Raw genomic sequence first — 23,412 nt, 5'->3', positions numbered from 1 at the left:
CTGTCTAACTTAATAGTCGTAGAGCACTGTTTCATTTCACTAAAATAAAGAAAAGCCGTACTACATTTTATCTGTAGTACGGCTTTATTGTCAGCTCCATTAGCTAATGTAATCGAAGCTACTTTAAATATTGAACCAGAAACATTATCAATGACTTCCTTCCTTTTATAAGAACGAAGTGACAATATTCCTTTCACTCCCATATAAATTGGTACGAATCCTAATAATCCGATCCACGAAACAGGAATGAAAAAAGAGCTTAAAGAACCAATGATACTTAGAAAAGTAATCACACTAAATCCTAAATATTGTCCAACAACAATATAAAGTTCTTTCATCTTAGTTTTTTCCCGGACAGCTCTACCTTCTTTCTTAATTACTCTTGTCTTTACTTGTGAAAATAAAACAAGGAGTATAAAAATGTCATCAATATTTGTTGAAGTGAATGCCATAAAAGAAGAAATTATGGTTGTAACCAATATAAGCCAACTACCTTTATAATAAAATACTGGTATATAAATGAATTTCATGTCTAATAAAAAAATTGGTTAATGTAGGTTTAAAATAACATTTCAGTTCCTTTATAAAACCATATGAATATTTTACTAATCTGCTACTTCGTTCGTTGAGAAATAAATCACTTTATTACTTTTCAAATCATTTCATTTTGAATTAAGTAACTCTTTTCTTCCTACACATTTATTAAAAAGGGGAAATCAAATATTTTGTAATATAAAAAGAGCCCTTTATTAGGACTCTTTTCCAGAATTAAGCTATTTTCCGATATAAATGTTTTGTTTCTTTTTTCTTTTCTGTTTTTGGTGGACGAATTAATATTGAAATAACGAAAGAGATAACAGATAGCACACCAATTATAATAAAGGTTGGTTGAAACCCACCAAGTAGTGCTCCGATGAATGCTCCTGCAAGCGCACCAAATCCGAAACCTTGGTAAACAATTCCGTAATTTGTACTATGATTTTTTAAGCCGAAGAAATCTCCGACAATGGCCGGGAATATTGTAATGTTACCACCAAAGCAGAAGGCAACACTGGCTACGCAAGCGAAATAAATGCCGTAATTTAGAGGAATGAAACTTAAAGTAAAGACTGACAATCCAATTATTATAAACGTTGCAGAAACAATTTTCATTCGTCCAATTTTATCTGATAACGTTCCAAGAACGATTCTACCTACCGTATTAAAAATTGCAATCATTGCAACGGCGTTAGCAGCAGTAGCTGCACTAAGTCCAACGAGCTGTACTCCGATATCTTTTACCATACCGATTAAATATAGACCGCCCATACACGATGTGAATAGCATAAAAAACAAAAAATATACTTGTTTCGTTCGCATCATTTCACGAGGCGTATAATCATTGTGTAATGTCTCAGTTACAGTATTACTCACTATTGCTTCACGTAAGAAGAACGATCCGGTTAATACTAAAAGTAAAACGATGATACCCCAATATAAAAATGCTTGTGAAACACCAAGACTATCGATAAGACTTCCGTTTATATATCTAAAGATTAAGCTGCCCATTCCATATGCCGAAACAGATATGCCAGAAATAAGTCCTTTTCGATTTGGAAACCATTTAATTAAATTAGATAGTGATGTAATATAAGCAGTTCCATCTGCATAACCAACAACGACACCAGCTAATAAATATAGTAATGGTAAGGAAGAAACTTGCGAACTAAGTATTAAACCAAGTCCCAGAACAATCCCTGCAGTAGCGATGAGTTTACGAAGTCCTAATTTTTGCTGCAACTTTCCTGCAAATAAGGTTGAGAATGATAATGAAAAACTTGTTATGGAGAAAGTTATCGCTACTGAATTGAGGTTCCATCCAAACTTACTAACAAGGGGTTGATTAAATAAACTCCATGTATAAATTGTTCCAAGGCCAATTTGAACAATAATTGTACCTAGAACAATTAGTAACGGATTTATAGAAGTTTGTTTCATACTAACTGTCCCCTTCTTTTATCTTGACATGAATTTTCACAGTTAGTATAACCATCATAAAAAGCAAGATACTGTGTGGAAAATGGAAATTAAGTTCATATACACAAAAAGACACTTCATTTTGAAGTGTCTTTTTGCAGGTTATATTAGATTTACTTAAAGAAAGCTTTGTTAAGATAAGACATTTTCAAATGCTTATGTATATATGATATCAAAAGACTTCTGTCATGTGATGGGACTTAAGATGTATTTTTCATTCGTCATATAGTCGGATGGATAAAAATTAATATTCGATTTCATCAAAATCCTTCGGCTGCGGTACCGTTTGCATATTAGCAGCATCTTTAGGATCGCTATAAATTGCATTTTGTTCTGTATTCACATCTTTTATATTTTGTTTTTTGTTTTTATTCATTTTATCTTTCATTTTTTTCACTCCTTTTTCATTATAGGAGTAATTATGCCCTATTACCGTTACGAAATGTATCAGCGACTAAATTGCTAAATTCACGTAAATAATATAAATAATTATCACCGCCGTAGTTATATCTTTTATTATACATTTTCGCAACAACTACATTATATTCAGGTATTACTAATATAGTCGGTCCGGTAATTCCTAATATTTGATACGATCCTTTTGGAACGCGTTCACCAAGCTCGCTTAAAAGCGCAAGTTCATTTTGAACGAACCAAAATACCCCGTTTTGTGGTAGTTCATTGTTTGTAAATGTTGGACTCTGTAAACTTGTCGCAATTTCTATCACTTTTTTTGGAACAATTTGTTTCCCGTTTAATACACCTTGATTTAAATGAAGATTTCCCCAATAAGCAAATTCTCTAGCTGAAACAAACAGATTTTTTTCCGTACCGTCATCTACTGTACCAATTGCGCTAATTGCATCTTCATTTGGATCATTAACAACTTCAACTAAATTTTCATCTTGCTGAATTCTCCAACCTGTTTCTTTAAAGTTAGCTAGATCAAATACACGCTCCTTTAACAATTCGGGAAAACTTTTGTTATATAGCTTATAAATCAGATGTGTCATCATTCTTACATTAATATCTCTATACGCCCAAGCTTGTCCCGGTTCAAATTCACGAAAAATTGTCCCGTCATTCGTTTCTTCTAATCCGTGCGAATGTGTTACTAAATGTCTTATCGTTGTTTTACCAAGCAATACAGGATCAAAGTCTCTAAAATATTTTATTGCTGCATCATCAATAGATTTTATTTTCCCTTCGTAAAGTGCATATGCTACCATTAAACCTAAATAACTTTTTCTCGCAGAAGCAACGTTGAATTGTGAAGATGCTGTTACTCTCTTGTTTGTAGATATATTTGAGTGATAACCACTATAATGCTCTAGTACGATTTTATTATCTTTTATAATACAAAGTGCTGCTGCAGAACTATGATTTTTTTCTTTTATATTCTCTACCCAAGAAATCAACTTATCATATGTATACAAATAACTCCCCCTTAATACACATCGAAATTACAGCATGAAAGAAAAGTGCAAAACAATTTTCACACCTTTCTTTCATGTAAAATAGTTTTGATTTTCTATACCTAAATAATCCACCAGTTCCAGCAATTAAAGCAACCGAAACATCCTGCACACCCTACACATCCGCCGCAACGACCTGCACAACCACCACATCTGCCGCCACATCCGCCACAGCGTCCACCACAACCTCCGCATCCACCGCAACGACGTGCATCGTCTTGAATGTAATAGTATGGATATTGATTTTGTACTTGATCCCAATAAACAACATTACCAGTTTGATAATCATTAAGGTTTAATGATTGTAGTTCTTGTTGAAACTGATTCATTATAAAACCCTCCATTTATTAATGTAAATTCCGTCCAAATATTAAAGGTAATAAATTTTTGTAATTAAAGTAGAAACAAGGCTATAGACTAAATGCGTACATCAACAAAATATGAACTTACACTAGGTGATGTACCTTGTTTTTTAGCCTATTTTCTTTATATTCATTCGATGGACGTATTTACTATAAATAAAGTGATTTAAAAATTACTAATCCAACAATTTAGTAGTTCATCACTTAACTTTCTTTTTAGTAATTCCTTCACTAAAGGCATTGGCATGATTTCATAATGATTTAAGGCTTCTTTATTATAATGTATCCAGTGAAATGCTAAATGGGACTCACTAGATTTCGGTGTTAAGTCTATATGTAAATCTTGTGACTCTACTTCAAAAATGTGGTTGATTTCATGATGAAGCACTTCTTTATCTTGCCATTGATTTTCTATGACTCCTAAAAATTGTTGTATACTACAGTTTACTCCAAGTTCTTCTCTTAACTCTCTTATTAATGCATTCTCTGCTGATTCTCCGATTTCAATATGGCCCCCTGGCAAGAAATAATGATGGCCAATATATTCAGCAACTAATAATTTTTCATCTTTTATCATGACTGCTCGTACAATATGATGAAATTTACTTTTCAATCGATATTCCTCCTAATTATTCAATTTATAGTTGCTCAAAATATTCATTTAGTATAGGTATAATATAAATCATAGGTGTTTCATACGGATGAATTTCATTAATAACTTCAAGTGCATCTTTTACAAGTTCTCGTTTACACTTTATTTCAACTTTACATTCTTGTCCTTCGCATATTTGACCAATTTCTCCATTAAAAGGAGATGCCTCGTCTAACGGTCTCCAATATCCTTTCACTGAACTATAAGAAAGACAATGGTCATATTCGCCCGTTTTACATGCTCCAATTTTATTTAATTCACCCCTTAATGTTTCAATATATTCTTCAGGAATAAACACTTCAATTTTCACTTCATTAAATTGCATATTTCATTTCACGCCTTTACTTCATAATAGTTAAACGAATAAACGATATACTTGCTCACCATCATACTCCTGTTCTAATGATTGGAAACCATATCGTTCATATAATTTCTTTGCAGAGATATTATCTTTATGTACGGTTAATCTAATTTCTTTACACGATTTAAAAGTATTTTTTATTATATCAATACTTTCTTGTAATGCTGCTTTTCCATAACCATTTCCTTGCTGCGATTGATCAATAATAAATCCGTTAATCCAATACATATCCGATGTCTCTCTTACAATAGCATGCATAATAAAGCCAACTATAAGTTCACCATCATATATAGCAAATGGTATGTATTCTACATTGTCACCATCCGGTTTTATATATACTTTAGCAAGTGAAACCGCTACAGATGGAACAAATTTCAATTGATTCCCTTTAACTTGTAGCTTTAATGCTTCTTCCCAATTTTCTCTCGTAACAACCTTTAACTGGACATTCAATATTGTAAGCTCCTTTATATAGAGGATGTATGTTTATATTCAACGTAGTGAAATAATTCCCTTTTTCGACAACAACTTATAACATAATTTTTATAAAATCTTGAATGAATTTTTGTTCATCTATTTCTAATGCTATACGGGCTCCTTCAGACATAGAGCTAAGGCGAAAATCAGCAAATGTTTGTCCTTTCGTTTCTCCGTATGTATCTACATGTACGGTACGATGCACAAATTCAAAAAAACTTGGATTTACTAATCCACTTATTGCAACCACATCATGTAGCAAAGGCCCTTCGATAGATGGATTAAGTTTTTGGTATGCAGATAAATAGTAATCATACATTGGTTTCATTATCATATGAAATGGATTCTTTGTATTAGCTTGAATATAGTTAAATACATTTGGTGTTAATACAGCTTTGTTTGTTACATTTAAAGGGAATATTAATAAATTCTTTGCTTGATGGAAAACAATTTTACTTGCTATTGGATCACCATACACGTTTGCCTCCGCTAATGGTGTTACATTTCCTACTTCTAAAAAGACGCCACCCATGAAATAGATACCTTTTATATTTAGCATCAGGTCACTCCATAAATTAAAAGCAATTGCTAACGAGGTAGATCTCCCTACATCGACAATCGTTAAATCTTTTCCGTACTTTATAAGAATCGAAGCGATACTACCAAAATTGTATATTGGAATAGATAATACGCTTTCTGGAACATGGATGGGCCCTAATCCTTCTGAACCATGAATTTCAGGGTAGTACGTAGTAATTTCTTCTGTAAGTGGTTTTGTTGCACCACTAATGACAGGAATGTCTTGTCTATTTGCTAACTGTAAAATATACGCTGCATTATGTGCAGCATGTATATGCTCAACATTTCCGTATCCAGTTACAATACCGACGATTTCAATTTCGGGATGCAGTAAACCATACATAATGGCAAATGAGTCATCAATACCTGGGTCTCCGAAAAATAATACTTTTTCCAAGAAATACTCTCCCCTCAAAAAAATAGATTCATCAATAACTATGTATATGAAAAAAGCAAGTATATCTATGCAAAGTTTAAAATGGATAGTGTTTTACAAGTTATAAAAAAGGAACTAGCATATGCTAATTCCTTGTCCTAAGTAACTATTCTCAAATTTGATTATTTATCGTATCCTTCATACATTTCATCATTTATTATATTTTGTGTTTTTTTATCATCAGGTACAGGCTTCCACCAATTTCCTGTAATAAATAACATAGTTAATAAATTATAACTATCACTAAAATAGCTTTCTCTCTTATTCTTCATCCAATCCCAACCGCTATTTACCCACTTTTGATTATTACTACTTGTTATACTTGCTGCAATAAACGGTGAAACAAATACAGCAGTTGGATAACTACCAATATTGGATCCGTTTAATTGATAACCATCCACAATTTTAGAAGGATTTCCATTCGTTTTATTTTGAATCCATGAGGAGACTTTATCAGAAATGACTTTACTTCTTTTCTCGCCATACATCGCATAGTCCATTACAATTCTCAATGGTACCCGACTAGCATTGTAATAATATGCATTTGTATATTCTGACTCATCTAAGAAGTCTTTAGGTGCGGGTTGTGGTGGGTTTTTTACAACAAAATCTGAAATAAGTCCTGTATTTTGAGAGTACTTATTACTAAATTGCGTATAAACATCGTACAAATTATTAATAACAGTAAGCCAAGTTTTATCACCTGTAAATTCATAAAATGCTCTAAGGTGTGACATCATCCAATCAGATGGTCTCGTATCAAGTGAACTTTTAGAGTCCCAATCTCCTAAATTTAGTCGATTATTATTTGTAACATTACTAGCTTTAATACCTTTTGTAATCATGTCTTGTGCTTCTTTCAAATAATTAACCGTTCCATTTGATCCCCACTGCTTATGAGCAAGAAGAAGAGAATACGCAATATCTAAATCCCCATCAGTAGCAGAATCAAAATGGCCTTGTGCTTTTTTACTATCTGCGACAACCCATCCCATTAAATTAGGATTTTGAGAGCTTTTAAAAGTTCTTGCTGTTTTAAATAAACCGTCATAGATTTTTTGAGCATTCGAATCATAACCAGCCATTAATACTGTAATTATCATCCCATACCCTTGACCTTCTGAAGTTCCAAGTGGCTTAAACCCATCAGCATCACCCGTAATCTCTCCTTTTACGTAATAACCACCAGGTAAAGAAGATAAATCATTTTTCAAATATTTATTTTTCCAATTATCGTAGTAACTTCTTACAGAAGCATTTAAACTTTCCTGTGTAACATGATTCGGTTTTATAACACCTGCATAATTAACTTGCTGGGGAAATGGTTTCATTTCTTTTACAGCAGCTACTTGTTGATTAACTATGGGAATAGAAGTTTGTACTGAATTGTCCGTTCCATTTGCTGCGAAACTAGAATTAGAAAAACTAGCTAGTCCGATTCCTATAATAGAAATACATGTGAAAATTTTTCTTTTTCCATTCATTATGTTGTCATCTCCTTTTAAAATGCTTACTACATAAAATGTAACATACAATATTTAACTGAAATACAAAATATTATATTTATCAACAAAAGAAAGTATAATAAAGTGGTTATGGAATGAGTTTATATTGATTTATTATTTACTAGAGTTGTATATTTTTCTTTTTTTGATAGTGCTATATGAGTAATTAAAACTCCAAGTATAGTAATTCCCCCGCCAATTATTGAAACAAAAGTCGGTACTTCACCTAACCATAACCAAGCAATAAAACATGCAGTTACTGGAGTTAAATATAGAGAACTTGTTGCCTCAGCAGCACCAGAATGAGATATGATATACGCCAATGCGATATATGGGAGTACTGTTGGAAATAAACCTAAATATATAACACTCATATTCACTTCAAGAGGAGCTGCTAGTATTTCTGTATACACTCCCGGCGAGAAAATAAGCATACATACAGTGCTAGATAAAATTGTATATATAGTAAATGGCAAGAAGCCATACTTTTTCAAGTAAGAAGTTTGGAAAACAAAAAATAAGCTTTCTGAAATCGCTGCTAATAAAATAAATAATCCTCCACTATTCAATTGAATAGCATCTCCTTGACTAAATGATATGAAAGCAATTCCTATAAAACTAATTACACCACCGATCCAACCATTTAATTTCATTTTTTCATTCAAAAAAACAGATGCAAAAATAGCCGTTACTATAGGTGTGACTGAAACAATTAAACTTGCAGATCCAGCATTTACTGTTTTTTCGCCGTAGTTTAATGCAATGTGATAAACAGTAAATCCTAAAGCACCAAATATAAAAATTGCTGGGATATCCTTTAAGTCCGGCAGTCGTAACTTGTATATAAAAGAAAACAACAGAAGAATAAATGAAGCAATTAATAAACGTAGTAAAGTAAGGTGCTCAGGTGTATAAGATTCGAGCCCCATGCGAATTGCTGGAAAGGCAGTCCCCCATATTAAAATCGTAAAAGCATGAGCATAAATAATCCGAAAGTCCCATTTTTTATAATTCATGTTTTTTCTCCCCCTTCAAACCAACCACTTTATAATTACCAATTATTTCTTTTCATCATATTTAATAGTTGTTACAATGTCTTCAACCAGTTATTTATCGTAAAAACCAACCACTTGGCATTTGTAAAGTGAACGAGGGAGTTTTTTTATGACAACTAATAAAAAACTGCCTAAGTATCGGCAGATAGTAAACTTTATGAAAGAAAAAATTGAAAATGGAGAATGGCCTATTGGAAGTAAGATTCCTAGTCAACGGCAGTTAGCCAAATTATTTCATGTAAATCGAAGTACTGTAATAACTGCGCTAGATGAACTTATGGCAGATGGATTGATTCAAGGGAAAATTGGAGCAGGAACAATTGTAACAAATAATACATGGTCATTATTAGCGACGAATCCCCCGCCTGATTGGAGTGACTATGTAAAAGCTGGTATTCACAAACCTAGCAAGTTAATGGTACGAGAAATCAATGAAGCAGAAGCAAATAAAGAACTTATCCATCTTAGTAAAGGTGAACTTGCGCCTCAAATTTTCCCGCTAGAAACTATGCAGTCTATTATGAAAAGCGTAAGTGACGAAATAGATTATTTTGGATACGAAGAACAAAAAGGTTTTTTGCCGTTACGTGAAGCAATTAGTAAATACGTCAAATCATTCGGAATACATACTTCAGCCAGTTCTATATTAATTGTCTCTGGTGCATTACAAGCACTCCAATTAATATCAATTGGTCTTTTACATCGAGAATCAACCGTTTTACTTGAACAACCTTCTTACTTATATTCACTTCATGTATTTCAATCAGCAAATATAAATCTATCTGGTATATGTATGGATAATCACGGTATTTTACCTAACGAATTATTAAAACGTATTAAATACAGTCAAAAGAAAAACATTTTATACTCTATCCCTAGTTTTCAAAACCCAACAGGGGCATTAATGTCTCAAGAACGAAGAAAAGAAATAATAAAAATATGTGAAAAGGAACAGTTACCTATAATTGAAGATGATATTTACCGCGAGTTATGGATTGATGAACCACCTCCAGTTCCTTTAAAGTCAATAGATAAACATGGACATGTATTATATGTTGGTAGTCTTTCTAAAACACTTAGCCCAGGACTTAGAATTGGATGGATCATTGGACCCGAACCAGTTATTGATAGATTGTCAGATATAAAAATGCAAACAGACTATGGATCGAGCTCTTTATCTCAAAGAGTTGCTGCTGAATGGATAAAAAAAGGTTTTTATGAAGAACATGTAGCAAACGTAAGAATTCAATTAAAAGAACGAAGACAAATCATGATACAAGCTTTAAATAAGTATTGTTCAGATGTTGCGGCGTGGGATATTCCTACTGGTGGATTTTTTATATGGCTAAAGATTGTACCTAACATTCCGATGAAGAAATTATTTTCAGAGGCGCTATCAAAAGGAATTCTTTTAAACCCAGGACGTATTTATGAAGAAGAATCAAATCAATACATTCGTTTATCATATGGATATGCTTCTCCAGAGCAAATGACTAGCGGGATTAAATTACTAAGTGAATTAATTCGTAAGCTCATGGCATAACAAAAACTCCTCTTTTATCTATAGAGGAGTTTTTGTGTATCTTATTTACCACAATCTCATTTCCTGCCCTAACAAAATAAGTTCCTCATAAGGATCTCCGTCAATATTTAATATTTGAGCAAAAGCAGGTTCTGTTTTTAAACCGTTCTCTTTTAAGCGAAGAATTTCTTCCCTTATATGGGGATGCTGCATTAATAGCATATGCTCTACTATCATATGTCTATATGCATTTTGATTACGCACTGGCTTAGGCTGAGCAAATAATTCAAATTCAAAACCTTCAAATTTAAAATTTACCTTTATCGATTCAATATTTTTCATTTTTTTCTTTTTTATTTTGAACCCTTCATAAGAACCATATAAAGATCTCATTTCTTGTTCAAAAACATCAAAGTTATGTACTTCCATTACTATATCTAAGTCAGATTGAAGAGTATCAATTCTTATAGGGATTGTCCCACAAAGAACGGGACTATACAAAGCTAAATCCTCCATAATATTTAGTTTGTTCAAAACATCATATACCTTTTGTTGCTTGTCATTCCCTGATTGTAAATATGTAATAGATGTAAACATGAAAGTCTCTCCTTCATTTCACGTAATACGTGTCTCACTAAATTCAAGAAAAATTTGTCCGATTAAACTTGTTCTAGAAGCATCTTTATTTCACTATATTAAGGCGAATAAACAATATGTTTCAACTTTTCTCCTATACTGCAATACTATAAAAATAAAAAAGGAGGAATTATTATGAGCATTTTCAACGTTCTTTTAACCATCCACATATTATTTGGAACAATATGTTTAATCACCGGTATTGTAGCGATGGTGGCTCAGAAGAAGAAAGGAAAACATACGGAATGGGGTGAAATATATCATGCATCCTATGTTGTGATCACCGTTACCGCAATTATATTATCCATTATAAACTGGGATAAAATCGCATATTTATTTTATGTAGCAATTTTCTCTTATTCATTTGCGATATATGGATACCTCGCACGAAAAAAACGTTGGAAAAATTGGCTCCATCACCATATTAGAGGTATGTTAGGTTCTTATATTGGTGCCGTTACCGCACTTTTAGTAAACGTTGGTATTCATATTCCCATAATTAATTTATTACCGCCTATATGGTTTTGGTTTTTACCTACATTAATCGGTATTCCTCTCGTAGTCAGTGTATCAAAAAAATATAAAAAGCGTAGTTAAAATTCATTACAATTTCGTTACTTTCTAATGGTAATTACAAAAAATCATACTCAATGTAATATTTTATTAACAAATTCAAATTACTTTAAGTTCGTCACTTGGAGCTAAATAAAAAGAATCCAATAAAAATATTGGATTCTTTTTCGGATTTCATTTCAATATCGACTCTATGTATTCAATGATGTTACCATTTGGACCACAAACTATCTTTGTATACTTGTGGGTACTTGTTGTATTGATTCAGTGATAATTACACCATTATAATTCAAGATTGTAATAACGAATGTAAACGATCCGGGTAATTCGTAAACATCCCGTCAACTCCCCATAGAAGTAACTTTTTCATATCTTTTTCATTATCTACAGTAAATGGATGAACTTCTAATCCGTGTTTCTTTATTCTCTTTACATAAGCTGAATCAATATATTTATAGTTCATCCCAATACCGATACAGTATGTTTTATACTTTTTTATCTCTAATTCAGTTAATTGAACTGCCTTTTTGTAAGGTAGTAATTGTACTAGAGGTATATGAACATCTAAACTATGAATTTTTTGCAAACTTACTTTACTAAATGATTGAATAATAACTTTATCACTTATTTCGTAGTGCTGTATAATTTCTAATAACTTTTCTTCCATACCGGGATATTCATCTGGCGATTTTGTTTCAATGTAATAATTAGTACTATTCCTGAACGTTTCAATAATTTCCTCTAGTGTTGGAACTGTAGCATCCTCAAATTCTTTCTTTGCTAAAGCTGGATGCTTTTCATTGAAAAAAGAACCTACATTTAGTTGCTTTATTTCTTCTAATGTATGTTCCTTAACTAGCCCCTTACCATTTGTAGTGCGGTTTACTGTTTCATCATGCATAGCTACTAAATGTCCATCTTTTGTCATTTGAAGATCAATTTCTATATAATCTCCTTTTAATTGTTGTCCTAGTTTATAAGCTTGTATTGTATGTTCCGGCGCATACGCAGAAGCTCCTCTATGTGCAATGTTTTTTATACGATTTGATTGATTAATAGCTTTTGTGTACTTAAGTTCATTTACTTTATGAAAAGAAAAAGTGACTATTACTATAAAGGTGAAAATGATTGTAACGATATATATTTTTTTCATAATGATGTATTAACTCCTACATGAAAGCAATTTAGATTGAATAATTTATTCAATTAAACGTCTATTTTCAAATACAGTCATTTGTCCAACAGATTGAAAACCAGCCTTTTTATAAATATTAATCCCATCAGGTGAAGCTTGTAATACGCATTGAGAAACGTTTAATTCCTTTGCTTCTTGTAGCAAGTAATTAAACATAGTAGAGCCAAATCCTTGCCCTCTCATTTCTTCTTTCGTTGCTATATCATAAATACCAATACTATCTTTTGTACATACTAATGAACCAACAGATACGACTTCATTTTTAAAAATCCCTAAATATAGTTTCATATTCTCACTATTCCATAAATCGAAAGAAGCAGTTTCATTGTAGAATGCTTGTACATGTGTACCTTCCTCTGAAGTACCAAATAGATTAGCTAACGTTTCTCCAAACTTTTTGATGTGTCCTGAAGAAGATGCTTTTTGTATCGTAAAACCTTTTGTCATGTTTATTAATGGATGAATTGTTTTTAAGTCTGCTATCATCGCGATATTTTGTTCTGCTTTTTTTAAGCCAAGTTTTATTAATTCGCTTTTTATAGTCTGCTCATGCCTATCATCCCAAAACCAAACACTCATTGGAAATTTCTTTTGATTATAGTTGTTTACCACTTTATATAGTTTCTCAATACCTTCCGTTAAATTATTGTTTAGTATAGTAATGATATTAAATGTATCTGCCGGTAAACCACAGTCGACAGCAATGTAATCCTTCGTTTCTTTTACATTCATTCCATGTATCTGCCGCGCAATATATGAGGTTTTATATGTGAAGTTATCTATTAGTAACTGTTTATAATTCATTCATTTTGCTCCTTTCATAAAAATTCGTTTTCGAATTCTTCAGTATTAAATATAACACATAAGAAATGTATCTATTTCTATAAAAATATCTCTATACATCACTCTTTTTGCCCTAAAAGAATTAAAAATGATATAACGTTGTCGGAATGAAAAAAGTGGTATATAATAAATAGTAACATTACTAGTAATTATTTTAGGTATTCCTAGAATAAAGGAGCGATACATATGAAAATTACTATTTATTTCGGAAGTCATGAAGATCAAGATGTTCGTACTATGGACTGTCATTTAGATGTAGAAGATGCAGAAGAGATCGTTTCTGTATCATAATATAAATTGTTGGAATGAACCCTCTTCCCTACAGCGTTTAAGGCACCTTTTATAGGTGTCTTTTTTGTTGTTTTTTTCGTCAAAAACCCTTTACTTTAGAGCGTTTTAATAGTACAATATAAATATACGAACAAACGTTCTTTTTATTTTAATTGTACATGAAGGGATGATTTTTACAATGGCTCAAGCAAAGCGCAGAGGAAGAAAAAAGCAAACACCTATCATTTCAAATACAGGCTTTATCGGCTCTGTCTTTATTGATACATTGGAGTTACAAAAGAAATCCTATTATTTCGCTCGTAAAAAACTTCAAATTGTTCATCACGTACTTGATGGCCTCTCTGGAGCAACAAGTTCTCTATTTAAAGAACATAACATTTCAGCATACATGTCATGTGTGTATTTACATAAACAAAAGAAAATCGGCTTTGTTCTTTCAACGAAACCATTTGAACAAAGTGACGGTGTTGCTTACTTTATAAATTATTTAATCGAAAAGAATTTTTACGGTAATGACGAAGATGTAGAATATCAAGAAGTATTTAATACAGGTTTTATCGGTGTAGTATTCGCTGATTTATGTAGCATAGATCGCTTTAATTTCGAGTTTGAAATGGGTATGTTAACGAAATTAATGAAAGATATGATTATTCCGGTTAAAGAACTCTTTTTACGCCATAATGTACCGGCCTACATCTCCACTTCTCATTTAGAGGAACAAAACAAATTAGGTTTCGTTCTATCTGTAAAACCATATGATGAACGTGCAGAAGCAGATTTATATTTTGAGGCGTATTTAAAAGAACGCGGGTTATTTAATGGTGATGAAGAAGATGATATTGATAAGATTGTTATTAGAAAAACAGCTGAATTACGATAGAAAAGCGCAGGATGATGATCCTGCGCTTTTTATAATTTATGAAACTGATTTACTAAATAAACGGTATTAGTTTTTTTGTTTTCTGTTTATACACTGTAAATTGTTCACCGTACTTATTCTGTAAGTAATCATCAGATTGCGGAATATAGTCAAAAACAAATACAAAGAATAGGCCTATAGGAATTCACAAACTATAAATTTCGTTTTATAGTATTTGCTTTTCTTAGCTTGAAAGAGGTAGCAGTATCCATTCTATACATAATCTAAGAATCTACTAAGCACTATAATCTTTCGAATGAACCTCTAATATGAAACGATTTGATGAAACTTTAATTACTATTAAATATAAGAATCCCCCTACAATTGGAATGGTGTACGCTGGGATATAATTTAATAATAGACCAGATAGTGCCATTGCTATAGGGAGCATCATTTTACCTATACTTAATCCAATGCTGAGAACCCTTCCCCTGTATTCATCGGGAATCTCATTTTGCATGAAATAAATTAAAGGAATATCAATTAGCGCTATAATAAACCCTAAAAAGATCATAACAACACAATACGTAATAACGAATACTAAATCATTCACTTCAAAACTTTTGAATAAAACTGGAATTCCTAAAATAATCATAAAAACTGACAACATAGAACTTAGTTTTTTCAAAAGATAAGAGTAAGAAAAACGATCAGTTATCTTTTTTACTACAATTGCACCAATTATCATCCCTACTGGAAAAGTCCCTTGAATGATACCAAATTGCTTAGAACCAAGATTGAGTACTGTGTTAATAATGTATGGCAATGGAACAGTTACAGCAAAGCCTAAGAAGAAATTAAACGAAATTAAAATATGAAACGTATTCTTTAAGCTTTCCTTTTCAAGTAAGTAAGAAACCCCCTCTTTTATATCTTTAATAAAATTAACTCTTCTTTTTGCATTTTCCTCATTTATATTACACTCGAACAGTTTAAAGTGAATAAATAGTAATGCTATCCCGGAAAGAATAAATGAAATACCGTTTATAATGATAAAAGTTTTAATATCAAATACTGAAAAAACGATACCACCTAACATAGGGCCAAGAATTAAAGATACAGAATCGATAATTTTACTTATAGAATTAATACTCATAAGCCTCTCTTTAGAGACGATATTCGGTTTCGCAGCTTCTAACCCTATTCCAAAAAAGGTTGTAAATACCGTCATAAGAAATGTAGTAGTATAAATGATGAATAAATTTAATCCATAGTGGCTGCTTACTATATAAACAGCTATTAATAAGCAGCCACTAAGTAGATCCATACAAACGACGAGTTTCTTTTTATCAACTTTATCAGCAATTACACCAGCAAATGGATTCATAACAATCATTGGAATCGTTCCTAATATGAGCGTAATTGCGAAATTTAACGCAGATCCAGTTATTTGTAAAACATATAATCCTAATGCGAAACTATACATAGCGGTACCAAATATTGATACTGTTTTTGCAATTGAATATAAACAAATATTTCTTAGTTCTTGGTTTCTTTTATTATTTTCTATATGTAATCGTAAACTTCCCATCACTTTTCCCCCTGCCTAATTTTGTGTTACGTACATTGTAAGTTCTTGGGTCAACCCAATCGCAATATGTACTATTTGAAAAGTTTTCAGGGAAAATAAATAAAAGATGGGGTTAACCCCATCTTTTTCCGAAAAATGAATATGTATAAATTTCTTCTCCTTGAACAAAGAAATCCTCGTACTTTCCTCCTCGTTTCAAATAATTTGAAGTACTTTCATCGATGGATTGAAAGTGTAGATTTTGGATTTCTTTCGTTACTTTTGAAAGTGTAAAATTTTCTCGAAAGTTATTTTTAATTTGGCTATTTGAGCTGAAATTTTTAAATAAAATAAATAAACTTACTAAATAACAATCCGTTTTAAAAAGTGGATTTAATTCGCGAAGTAAAAAATCCTCATGCTCAAAACTATAATTGCTCGTACCAGAATGATCAATTACAATATCAACTGACTGATTCTGAATAGGGATATTCAAAAAATCAGCACAGATAAAGAGAATGTTTCTTTTCGGATTTCTTCTCGCTAATACATCTTTTAAAAATAAAAGTTTATTTAAATCTCGATCCACTGCAATGTATAGGCAATCTTCGGGCAGTTCTTCATAAATGTTTCTCAAAAAGAATCCAAGTCCCGATCCTAAATCCAGTATTAATTTGTTATTTAAATTTAAATGTATTAGTTTCTTTTTCGCCCATTCCCCTTCTCTATGCATATTTTCCAAATAAGCATTATCAGTTTCATGAATATAATCCGAAATAGTATCTTCAAGTGACGTTTGCTCATTTAATTTAAATGATTTACCAGCAGTTATAATTCCTGAAGTAATAATGTATTCTTCACCACAATTACAAAGTAACCTCCCCTCAGTAATTTGATTGTTATTAATAATTCCATCTTGAAGAATTAGTTTTTTACTACACTTAGAACATGTAAGCAAATGCAGTACGCTTAAATCTATCCCTATAATTGAATTTGAAGTTTCATTTGTTAATAATAAATCATGTAACACTTTCTTTAATTTATCCCGCCTCTTCACCAAAATTTCTATTTCCTGTTCCATCTTGTCATATTTCAATTTAAATAAAGATTGATAAAAAGGATCATTTTCGTAATTCATAGATTTCGCTAATTTTTTATAAAAAAATAGTTCTTTAATTTCATTCAAGCTAAATCCTAGATCTTTGTAATGTAATATAAGTTCTAAATCTGTTTGACAATACTCATCAAAAAAATAATGCGATCCCTTTCTTTCAGGAATAATGAGGCTGAGATCCATATAATGTCTAATTGTATCAATACTTATGTTATTTACTTCTCCAAACTTACCAATTTTCATAATACCCCTACCATTTTTATATATTTTTATATAGATTTCTATTTTTATATTTAAAAACCCTTTAAACTTTCGAAACAACATTATTTACATTATGTATGGGGTATTTGAATGCCACATATTTTATAAGGTGTATAATCCTTTTATTTAATTAAATTTCCATCGCATAGAATATACAGGAATTTACAACTTAATATAGAAAATAAAAAGGAGGAGTTTATATTCTAAATAAGGGGACATACATACGGAATGAGGGATTGAAAAATGAAAGTTGCAATAGTCTGTTTCGATAACTTTACTGATATAGATGTTTTTCTACCATGGGATTTATTAAATCGTGTACGTTTAGTTGGCGGTATTTCTGATTGGAACGTTCAACTATTAGGAACGGGAAAAACTCATATATCCATGTCTGGCTTACGTATTCCCATGACAGGAAGCATATCTCATATTCCTACCGCTGACGCAGTAATATTTGCAAGTGGTAAAGGTGTACAAGATTTATATAAAAATCAAGAGTATCTTAATAGCATTCATGTAGATCCTCAAAGACAATTAATAGGATCTATGTGTTCTGGTTCATTACTACTAGGTGCTAAGAAATTGCTAACAGGTAAAAAAGCCACTACATATCCATCCGCAGTAGAACAGCTTAAGGAATTTGATGTGGACGTTATTGAACAAAGTTTCGTGAACGAAGGAAATATCTCGACTGCTGCAGGTTGTTTTGCTGCTCAAGATCTTTCAGCTTGGATTATAAGAACCTTAATCAATGAAAAAATGGTCGATACTGTGCTAGAAACTGTTCAGCCAGTAGGCAAAGGTCTATATTTTTAATTTCAAATCAAGTTGAGGGATTGGTTGCTCCCAAAACCGATAAAATGAGCTTTTTTGCTTGATGGCGACGTAATATACCTCCGATTCCAATTTAATTAAATAAAAAAACCCGCGAATCATTCACGGGTTTTCTGCTTAATAACTAATTGCTATTGTACCTTCACCTGCATGAACCGCAAATGAAATTGGTAATGGGTATAATTTGAAATCCATTTCAGGGAATGCTTGTCTAATATCTGCAATCCATTCTTCAGCTCCATCTTTATCGTTAGCATGGAACATATGAAGTACTTTTGGTAATTCTTTTTCAAGTTCATTTTTAATATATTCTCGACATTTTTGGATTTTACGAACTTTCTTTTCAAGTAAAAGCTCTCCACCTTTTACTTCTAATATTAAGTTGACACTTAATAAACTTCCAAGTAAAAATTGAACTCCCTTTACACGTCCACTTGCGTAAAGGCCTTTTAAACTTTTCGGGAATACGTGGAAAGGTCTTCTTTTTTCATCTACTAATGTTTTGTGTATATCTTGTAACGTCATACCATCATTGTATAACGATTTCGCTTTTCTAATTAGTTCATCCATTGGATAACTTGTTGTTTCACTATCCAATACCGTTAATGGGAAACCTGCCATGTCTGCAGCTAACTTCATGTTTTGATAAGTTCCACTTACTTTTCCGCTAATAGCAACTGCAAATCCCTCTTCATATTCTTCTTTGCATTTCGAAAATAAATCTACCATTTCCCCTATGTTAGGCTGTGATGTAGTGACAGTTTTACTTTCGTTCAAAGCATTATAAACGCGCTCACGCACACCTTCTTCACAATCTTTGTACGACACACCATCAATAATAACTTCAATTGGGATAACAAAGTTATCTCCTTCTGTTTTAAAACTCGCAGTTGTACTATCAGTAATCCAAGCAACACGCTTCATGTTGTTCCTCCCTTAATTCAACTCCTCTTTTCTGACTTTTCTATATATTTATGTTACGAAAAGAGAATATCCCTGTAATAGTAACAGGACTTTATTGTTTTGGCTATAGTAGATGAATATTAAATGTGAATATTTTTTGTCATTTTGGCCAAAAAAAGAAGAAAATCGGAGTTTTTCCCAATTTTCTCTTATCATACATTATTTAAAAGTTTCATTATCTAAAATTACTACATAATCATTGGTCAATCGACCAGCTTCCTTCGTATAACTAACAAGTCTTTGCACGTTATCACAGCAAAGTTTCGCTCCCCATACGAGTAACGGTACGCCGATGAAGTCGATGTGAAATCTTCTAGAAAACAGACCACCGAAAGTCATTGGTAAAGGCACTGTTGGTGATGTATTAGAAAAAATAATCTTTTCATGACTTTGATAATGTTTTTGCAAAATCTCTCCTAAATGTTTCATCGCAGGTACAACAACTTTTGATGCGCCGCATCCAATTGTATATACTGGATTACCATTTTCGTCTATTCCATGAAAAATAATTTTCCCCATATCTTCTGTTTTCAATTTATTAAAGTAATCTACATTCAAAATTTCTTCTTTCGTTAACTTACGATCCGTTGGTAATTTATTTAAATGATAAGCTGCAGCAAGTGAAGTTGAATGCGTTCCGCCGAAATCTGTGTAAATGAATATCATATTATCATCCCTTGTTATAAATGTTCAATGTTATTTAGTATTACCGTTCACGGCGCTGTTAAACAATGGATGAATACTTTCATGTTTTTTGTATTAATTCATTATATTTTTTCCAAATATAATATCGTTTACTAATTACAGTACCTAATGTGATACATAAAAAGGTATTTGTTACAACCATTAATGTATAGTGAGTACTGCTAGAAAACATACTTTGTTTAATCAAAACCTTCGTACCTAGAATGGCAAGTAGAATAATTGTACTTAACCAATTTCCTTTTCGTAATACATGACCTGTTTCACTATCTAATCGAAATGTTAAAACTTTTCCCCTAATCATTCCAAGGCCCAATCCAATCCCCAGCATTACAACGAATAGTAATACTTTCAATATAGTTAATTGTCCCATATGAATAATAGACTGGATTGTCGCAAAGCACAGCAAAGTCGGAATGAACCAAATACGATTAATATTCACTTTATATTCTTTACCTTGCATTAATATCATTATAAAAACAACAAGTAGAATAACAAATAGAATATCCATTTAGAGTCCTCCTATTTACTTGTTTACATTTGAAAATTATATTCGCTTCTTTTCATTCCATACTTTAAATAAACTAGCTAATAAAAATTATAAAATATAGAATGTGATTTCCCATCAGTTTTAAGCATTGTTTATGCAAAAAAGACGTACAAATAAATAGTACGTCTTTTTTACATTTATTAATGCGTTCATAAACTCTTTTAACCTTATGAAAAAGAGTTTTCTAATTCTTTCATTATCTTTTCAGGACCCGCTCCTTTATTTGATGGAATAACTACTGTAATTCCTAAGTCTGGATATACGGCCGAGCGAAAGCTAACGCCTGGATCATATCCCATTACATGATATTTGAATATCTTGTTTTCTCTCGTTTCAATCCATATTCCATATCCGTAAGACTGATTTTTATTTACTTGAATGTGTGGGGTTAAAAGTATGTTTGTATATTCCCGGCTTACAATTTCATAGTTAAACAACGCTTCCCAAAACTTCAGCATGTCTGGCGCAGTAATAAAAGCTCCACCATCAGATCCTCCTATTATTGGTATAGAGTAGATGTTTGTCCTCCAATTTTGGTTAATTTCACCTTTTATATATCCAAGAGCTGTGTATCTTGGTAATCTATCTAAAGAAAAATAGCCAGAATCGTTCATACCAATTGGATTAAATATGTTTTTTTCTATATACTCCGTAAATTTAAGTCCTGTCTGTTCTTCGATTATTAATCCAAGTATGATAAACCCAGCATTGTTGTAGTGAAACTTACTTCCTGTTGCAAACATCATATTTCTGTTTTGGAATAATGGTAAGAAGTCTTTTAAATTTTTTAATAGATACATAGGAGTTTGTTCCCAAAGATCTTCGAAGTTATCCATAATACTTTCATCAAAATAATCCGGAATACCCGAACTATGCGTCAAAAGGTGATGTATTGTAATATCTTCATTGAAGTTTGGAAAGTTTATACGTAAACACTCTTTTAACTTTGTATGAAAAGTGATTACACCTTTTTCAACAAGTTGACAGATACCGATAGCAGTGAATATTTTACAACCGGAGGCAATTCCAAACCTTGTTTGTAGCGTATTATTTATACATTCATTGCGATTTGCGTAACCAAACGCCTCTTCATAGACTAAGCCTTTTTCTTCTTTTACTAAAATTACCCCAGAGAAATCTATATGCTGATGCATTTCTTTTACAATACTGTCTATTTGATTTTTTGTTTTCATTACAAAAACCACCCTCGTTTATCAATATTGTTCACCCTTCTTATATTTCCATATATAGGAGGGTAAACCCTCCTATTGAATACCGTAAATCAAAACCAAGATTACTATTTTGAATTGATTGACTCAGAGGAATGCACTTTAGACTGTGATGGCAATAAAGTAAACACACACAATATGATAGTTATAAGGAACATGATTGATGATCCTATAATAACTACAAGTTGTATAGAAATAAATTGGGTTACAACTCCGAATAGAATCGTAATCGAAATGGTCATGAACGCAATAACAAGCCCATATATACTCCCAATCCGTCCCATCATATAGACAGGGACATTATTTTGATAAAAGGTGTTAAATCCTGTATTTGCATATGCCATAGAGAAAGATAAAATAAAGAATCCGATAGTAGCTATTAAAAACTCATTTGAAAAAGCATAAATTAAATAACCGATTGCGATGAATAATGATCCTATTCCAATTAAAAATGAAGGTGTTAATTTTTTTGATAAAACTGTATTTGTTATAGCTCCTAAAATAAATCCAGCTCCGCCGGTACTAACTAAAAAGCCATACTCACTATCTGATAACAGTAAAATTTTTTTAGCAAATGACAATTCAAGTGAATCATTTGCGGCAGCTAAAACCATCATCCCTTGAAACAAGAAGTACATAAAAACGATATATAAAGATTTTTTACTAAATTTTAAAACGATGTTCCAATCTTTTTTTAGTACAGCTAGAGATAACTTGTCATTTGATGTATGAATATCGGATTTTTTATCAAGATTAGGTAACAGTAATGTAATTACTCCTGATATGAGAAATGCTATAGCATTTATATATATAGCAAACTCTGGTGTACTTGCTATTAACAATACTCCCGCTATCGCTGGCCCAATTAAAAATGCACCAGATCCTATTAAACTACGTAATGAGTTAAAACGTTGTCTTTGCTCAACTGGAATTAATTTCGTCATATACGTCATAGCAGTTGGCTCATAAATTGCACTAGCCATACTAATAAAGAATACGAACACATAAACAATCCAAAGTGATGGAAGTAAAGGTAAAATAGCGATAAATACCGCACGATATATATCGAGGTGAATCATTAACTTCCGTTTATTTAAACGATCAATCATACTTCCTGACCATGCGTTTGTAAATAAAGCGGCTAATGGTTTAATTACATATAAAGTAGCAACAGCTAAGGCTGAGCCTCCCATATTATAGACAAGTACATTCAGTGCTATTAAGTAAATCCATGCCCCTAAATTCGCAATACCAACTCCAGACAGTAATAATAAAGGATATTTCCAACCTTTAAGTAAGTTTTTCATTTTAGGCCCCCGCTTTCCAAATCGTATTTAAACAATAATAAAATC

At 31.8% G+C, this 23,412-nt stretch carries 24 protein-coding genes and 2 pseudogenes; 4 read left to right on the top strand and 22 right to left on the bottom strand.

The features are described from left to right. Positions 1-77: 77 nt before the first annotated feature. The 11 genes and pseudogenes from ACLBWW_RS12765 to ACLBWW_RS12715 form a co-directional block, all read right to left on the bottom strand. A pseudogene (locus ACLBWW_RS12765) lies at positions 78-479 on the bottom strand (cadmium resistance transporter); the annotation flags it as partial. A gap of 289 nt (positions 480-768) precedes the next feature. Further along, the gene (locus tag ACLBWW_RS12760) at positions 769-1,977 is read right to left on the bottom strand and encodes an L-lactate MFS transporter (RefSeq protein WP_098047645.1); all 1,209 of its coding nucleotides are present in this window, start codon (positions 1,975-1,977) and stop codon (positions 769-771) included. 283 nt (positions 1,978-2,260) lie between these two features. Further along, complete coding sequence (locus ACLBWW_RS12755) at positions 2,261-2,404, bottom strand: hypothetical protein (RefSeq protein WP_000653369.1); 144 nt, start codon at positions 2,402-2,404, stop codon at positions 2,261-2,263. A gap of 31 nt (positions 2,405-2,435) precedes the next feature. Next, complete coding sequence (locus tag ACLBWW_RS12750) at positions 2,436-3,452, bottom strand: serine hydrolase domain-containing protein (RefSeq protein ID WP_098132764.1); 1,017 nt, start codon at positions 3,450-3,452, stop codon at positions 2,436-2,438. Positions 3,453-3,553: 101 nt separating this feature from the next. After that, a complete protein-coding gene (locus ACLBWW_RS12745; protein ID WP_447614058.1) occupies positions 3,554-3,820 on the bottom strand; it encodes a heterocycloanthracin/sonorensin family bacteriocin in 267 nt (88 codons plus the stop codon). A 199-nt stretch (positions 3,821-4,019) separates the two neighbouring features. Further along, on the bottom strand, positions 4,020-4,466 hold the full coding sequence (locus tag ACLBWW_RS12740) for an NUDIX domain-containing protein (protein ID WP_098132766.1): 447 nt from the start codon (positions 4,464-4,466) through the stop codon (positions 4,020-4,022). 25 nt (positions 4,467-4,491) lie between these two features. After that, complete coding sequence (gene cutA, locus ACLBWW_RS12735; RefSeq protein WP_098132811.1) at positions 4,492-4,830, bottom strand: divalent cation tolerance protein CutA; 339 nt, start codon at positions 4,828-4,830, stop codon at positions 4,492-4,494. Positions 4,831-4,860: 30 nt separating this feature from the next. After that, positions 4,861-5,319 carry a GNAT family N-acetyltransferase gene (locus ACLBWW_RS12730; protein WP_098633659.1) on the bottom strand — a complete coding sequence of 153 codons (459 nt, stop codon included), beginning with the start codon at positions 5,317-5,319 and terminating at the stop codon, positions 4,861-4,863. A 76-nt stretch (positions 5,320-5,395) separates the two neighbouring features. Further along, positions 5,396-6,319 (bottom strand): nucleoside hydrolase, encoded by a 924-nt coding sequence (locus tag ACLBWW_RS12725; protein ID WP_098047639.1) that lies wholly within the window; start codon positions 6,317-6,319, stop codon positions 5,396-5,398. Positions 6,320-6,480: 161 nt separating this feature from the next. Beyond that, positions 6,481-7,842, bottom strand: a complete 1,362-nt coding sequence (locus ACLBWW_RS12720) for a glycosyl hydrolase family 8 (protein ID WP_098221905.1) — start codon at positions 7,840-7,842, stop codon at positions 6,481-6,483. A 122-nt stretch (positions 7,843-7,964) separates the two neighbouring features. Further along, a complete protein-coding gene (locus ACLBWW_RS12715; protein ID WP_048547183.1) occupies positions 7,965-8,879 on the bottom strand; it encodes a DMT family transporter in 915 nt (304 codons plus the stop codon). A 148-nt stretch (positions 8,880-9,027) separates the two neighbouring features. On the opposite strand from ACLBWW_RS12715, the gene pdxR reads away from it, so the two are divergent. Further along, positions 9,028-10,461 carry a MocR-like pyridoxine biosynthesis transcription factor PdxR gene (gene pdxR / locus ACLBWW_RS12710; RefSeq protein WP_447614057.1) on the top strand — a complete coding sequence of 478 codons (1,434 nt, stop codon included), beginning with the start codon at positions 9,028-9,030 and terminating at the stop codon, positions 10,459-10,461. Positions 10,462-10,506: 45 nt separating this feature from the next. Here the strand turns inward: pdxR and ACLBWW_RS12705 are convergent, their stop codons facing one another. After that, complete coding sequence (locus tag ACLBWW_RS12705; RefSeq protein WP_098047636.1) at positions 10,507-11,037, bottom strand: DUF4269 domain-containing protein; 531 nt, start codon at positions 11,035-11,037, stop codon at positions 10,507-10,509. A 174-nt stretch (positions 11,038-11,211) separates the two neighbouring features. On the opposite strand from ACLBWW_RS12705, the gene ACLBWW_RS12700 reads away from it, so the two are divergent. After that, entirely contained in the window at positions 11,212-11,673 is a 462-nt protein-coding gene (locus tag ACLBWW_RS12700; protein ID WP_048547178.1) for a DUF2306 domain-containing protein, read from the top strand. 265 nt (positions 11,674-11,938) lie between these two features. On the opposite strand, the gene ACLBWW_RS12695 is transcribed toward ACLBWW_RS12700, so the two are convergent. Continuing rightward, positions 11,939-12,802, bottom strand: a complete 864-nt coding sequence (locus ACLBWW_RS12695; protein WP_048547176.1) for a glycerophosphodiester phosphodiesterase — start codon at positions 12,800-12,802, stop codon at positions 11,939-11,941. Between the two features lie 45 nt (positions 12,803-12,847). Beyond that, a complete protein-coding gene (locus ACLBWW_RS12690) occupies positions 12,848-13,648 on the bottom strand; it encodes a GNAT family N-acetyltransferase (protein WP_098080124.1) in 801 nt (266 codons plus the stop codon). Positions 13,649-14,144: 496 nt separating this feature from the next. On the opposite strand from ACLBWW_RS12690, the gene ACLBWW_RS12685 reads away from it, so the two are divergent. Then, positions 14,145-14,858 carry a hypothetical protein gene (locus tag ACLBWW_RS12685; RefSeq protein WP_095205749.1) on the top strand — a complete coding sequence of 238 codons (714 nt, stop codon included), beginning with the start codon at positions 14,145-14,147 and terminating at the stop codon, positions 14,856-14,858. Between the two features lie 52 nt (positions 14,859-14,910). On the opposite strand, the pseudogene ACLBWW_RS12680 reads toward ACLBWW_RS12685, so the two are convergent. The 3 genes and pseudogenes from ACLBWW_RS12680 to ACLBWW_RS12670 form a co-directional block, all read right to left on the bottom strand. Beyond that, positions 14,911-15,042: pseudogene (locus tag ACLBWW_RS12680) on the bottom strand (methyltransferase family protein); the annotation flags it as partial. 90 nt (positions 15,043-15,132) lie between these two features. Further along, a complete protein-coding gene (locus tag ACLBWW_RS12675; RefSeq protein ID WP_098630736.1) occupies positions 15,133-16,428 on the bottom strand; it encodes an MFS transporter in 1,296 nt (431 codons plus the stop codon). Between the two features lie 112 nt (positions 16,429-16,540). Continuing rightward, positions 16,541-17,764, bottom strand: a complete 1,224-nt coding sequence (locus ACLBWW_RS12670; RefSeq protein WP_098633658.1) for a methyltransferase domain-containing protein — start codon at positions 17,762-17,764, stop codon at positions 16,541-16,543. Positions 17,765-18,025: 261 nt separating this feature from the next. On the opposite strand from ACLBWW_RS12670, the gene ACLBWW_RS12665 reads away from it, so the two are divergent. Beyond that, positions 18,026-18,598: a DJ-1/PfpI family protein gene (locus tag ACLBWW_RS12665; protein WP_098633657.1), complete on the top strand. Its 573-nt coding sequence runs from the start codon at positions 18,026-18,028 to the stop codon at positions 18,596-18,598. A 135-nt stretch (positions 18,599-18,733) separates the two neighbouring features. On the opposite strand, the gene ACLBWW_RS12660 is transcribed toward ACLBWW_RS12665, so the two are convergent. From ACLBWW_RS12660 to ACLBWW_RS12640, 5 genes are all read right to left on the bottom strand, one after another. Further along, positions 18,734-19,540: a DegV family protein gene (locus ACLBWW_RS12660; RefSeq protein ID WP_048547168.1), complete on the bottom strand. Its 807-nt coding sequence runs from the start codon at positions 19,538-19,540 to the stop codon at positions 18,734-18,736. Positions 19,541-19,738: 198 nt separating this feature from the next. Further along, entirely contained in the window at positions 19,739-20,245 is a 507-nt protein-coding gene (locus tag ACLBWW_RS12655; RefSeq protein ID WP_000576339.1) for a DUF3189 family protein, read from the bottom strand. Between the two features lie 79 nt (positions 20,246-20,324). Beyond that, positions 20,325-20,792: a DUF1453 family protein gene (locus ACLBWW_RS12650; RefSeq protein ID WP_000353194.1), complete on the bottom strand. Its 468-nt coding sequence runs from the start codon at positions 20,790-20,792 to the stop codon at positions 20,325-20,327. Positions 20,793-20,998: 206 nt separating this feature from the next. After that, on the bottom strand, positions 20,999-22,024 hold the full coding sequence (locus tag ACLBWW_RS12645) for a serine hydrolase domain-containing protein (protein ID WP_098221899.1): 1,026 nt from the start codon (positions 22,022-22,024) through the stop codon (positions 20,999-21,001). Positions 22,025-22,128: 104 nt separating this feature from the next. Further along, positions 22,129-23,367 carry an MFS transporter gene (locus ACLBWW_RS12640; RefSeq protein ID WP_098641842.1) on the bottom strand — a complete coding sequence of 413 codons (1,239 nt, stop codon included), beginning with the start codon at positions 23,365-23,367 and terminating at the stop codon, positions 22,129-22,131. Positions 23,368-23,412 lie beyond the last annotated feature (45 nt).

It is taken from the genome of Bacillus sp. M5A3_1b, from assembly GCF_053345335.1.
This window is presented reverse-complemented; position numbering and strand designations above follow the sequence as displayed.

Bases quoted from the DNA above. Each gene is read 5' to 3' on its own strand.
- ACLBWW_RS12760 (WP_098047645.1), bottom strand. From the start codon at position 1,977: ATGAAACAAACTTCTATAAATCCGTTACTAATTGTTCTAGGTACAATT.
- ACLBWW_RS12755 (WP_000653369.1), bottom strand. From the start codon at position 2,404: ATGAAAGATAAAATGAATAAAAACAAAAAACAAAATATAAAAGATGTG.
- ACLBWW_RS12745 (WP_447614058.1), bottom strand. From the start codon at position 3,820: ATGAATCAGTTTCAACAAGAACTACAATCATTAAACCTTAATGATTAT.
- cutA (WP_098132811.1), bottom strand. From the start codon at position 4,830: ATGCAATTTAATGAAGTGAAAATTGAAGTGTTTATTCCTGAAGAATAT.
- ACLBWW_RS12720 (WP_098221905.1), bottom strand. From the start codon at position 7,842: ATGAATGGAAAAAGAAAAATTTTCACATGTATTTCTATTATAGGAATC.
- ACLBWW_RS12715 (WP_048547183.1), bottom strand. From the start codon at position 8,879: ATGAATTATAAAAAATGGGACTTTCGGATTATTTATGCTCATGCTTTT.
- pdxR (WP_447614057.1), top strand. From the start codon at position 9,028: ATGACAACTAATAAAAAACTGCCTAAGTATCGGCAGATAGTAAACTTT.
- ACLBWW_RS12705 (WP_098047636.1), bottom strand. From the start codon at position 11,037: ATGTTTACATCTATTACATATTTACAATCAGGGAATGACAAGCAACAA.
- ACLBWW_RS12700 (WP_048547178.1), top strand. From the start codon at position 11,212: ATGAGCATTTTCAACGTTCTTTTAACCATCCACATATTATTTGGAACA.
- ACLBWW_RS12695 (WP_048547176.1), bottom strand. From the start codon at position 12,802: ATGAAAAAAATATATATCGTTACAATCATTTTCACCTTTATAGTAATA.
- ACLBWW_RS12690 (WP_098080124.1), bottom strand. From the start codon at position 13,648: ATGAATTATAAACAGTTACTAATAGATAACTTCACATATAAAACCTCA.
- ACLBWW_RS12685 (WP_095205749.1), top strand. From the start codon at position 14,145: ATGATTTTTACAATGGCTCAAGCAAAGCGCAGAGGAAGAAAAAAGCAA.
- ACLBWW_RS12675 (WP_098630736.1), bottom strand. From the start codon at position 16,428: ATGGGAAGTTTACGATTACATATAGAAAATAATAAAAGAAACCAAGAA.
- ACLBWW_RS12670 (WP_098633658.1), bottom strand. From the start codon at position 17,764: ATGAAAATTGGTAAGTTTGGAGAAGTAAATAACATAAGTATTGATACA.
- ACLBWW_RS12665 (WP_098633657.1), top strand. From the start codon at position 18,026: ATGAAAGTTGCAATAGTCTGTTTCGATAACTTTACTGATATAGATGTT.
- ACLBWW_RS12660 (WP_048547168.1), bottom strand. From the start codon at position 19,540: ATGAAGCGTGTTGCTTGGATTACTGATAGTACAACTGCGAGTTTTAAA.
- ACLBWW_RS12655 (WP_000576339.1), bottom strand. From the start codon at position 20,245: ATGATATTCATTTACACAGATTTCGGCGGAACGCATTCAACTTCACTT.
- ACLBWW_RS12650 (WP_000353194.1), bottom strand. From the start codon at position 20,792: ATGGATATTCTATTTGTTATTCTACTTGTTGTTTTTATAATGATATTA.
- ACLBWW_RS12645 (WP_098221899.1), bottom strand. From the start codon at position 22,024: ATGAAAACAAAAAATCAAATAGACAGTATTGTAAAAGAAATGCATCAG.
- ACLBWW_RS12640 (WP_098641842.1), bottom strand. From the start codon at position 23,367: ATGAAAAACTTACTTAAAGGTTGGAAATATCCTTTATTATTACTGTCT.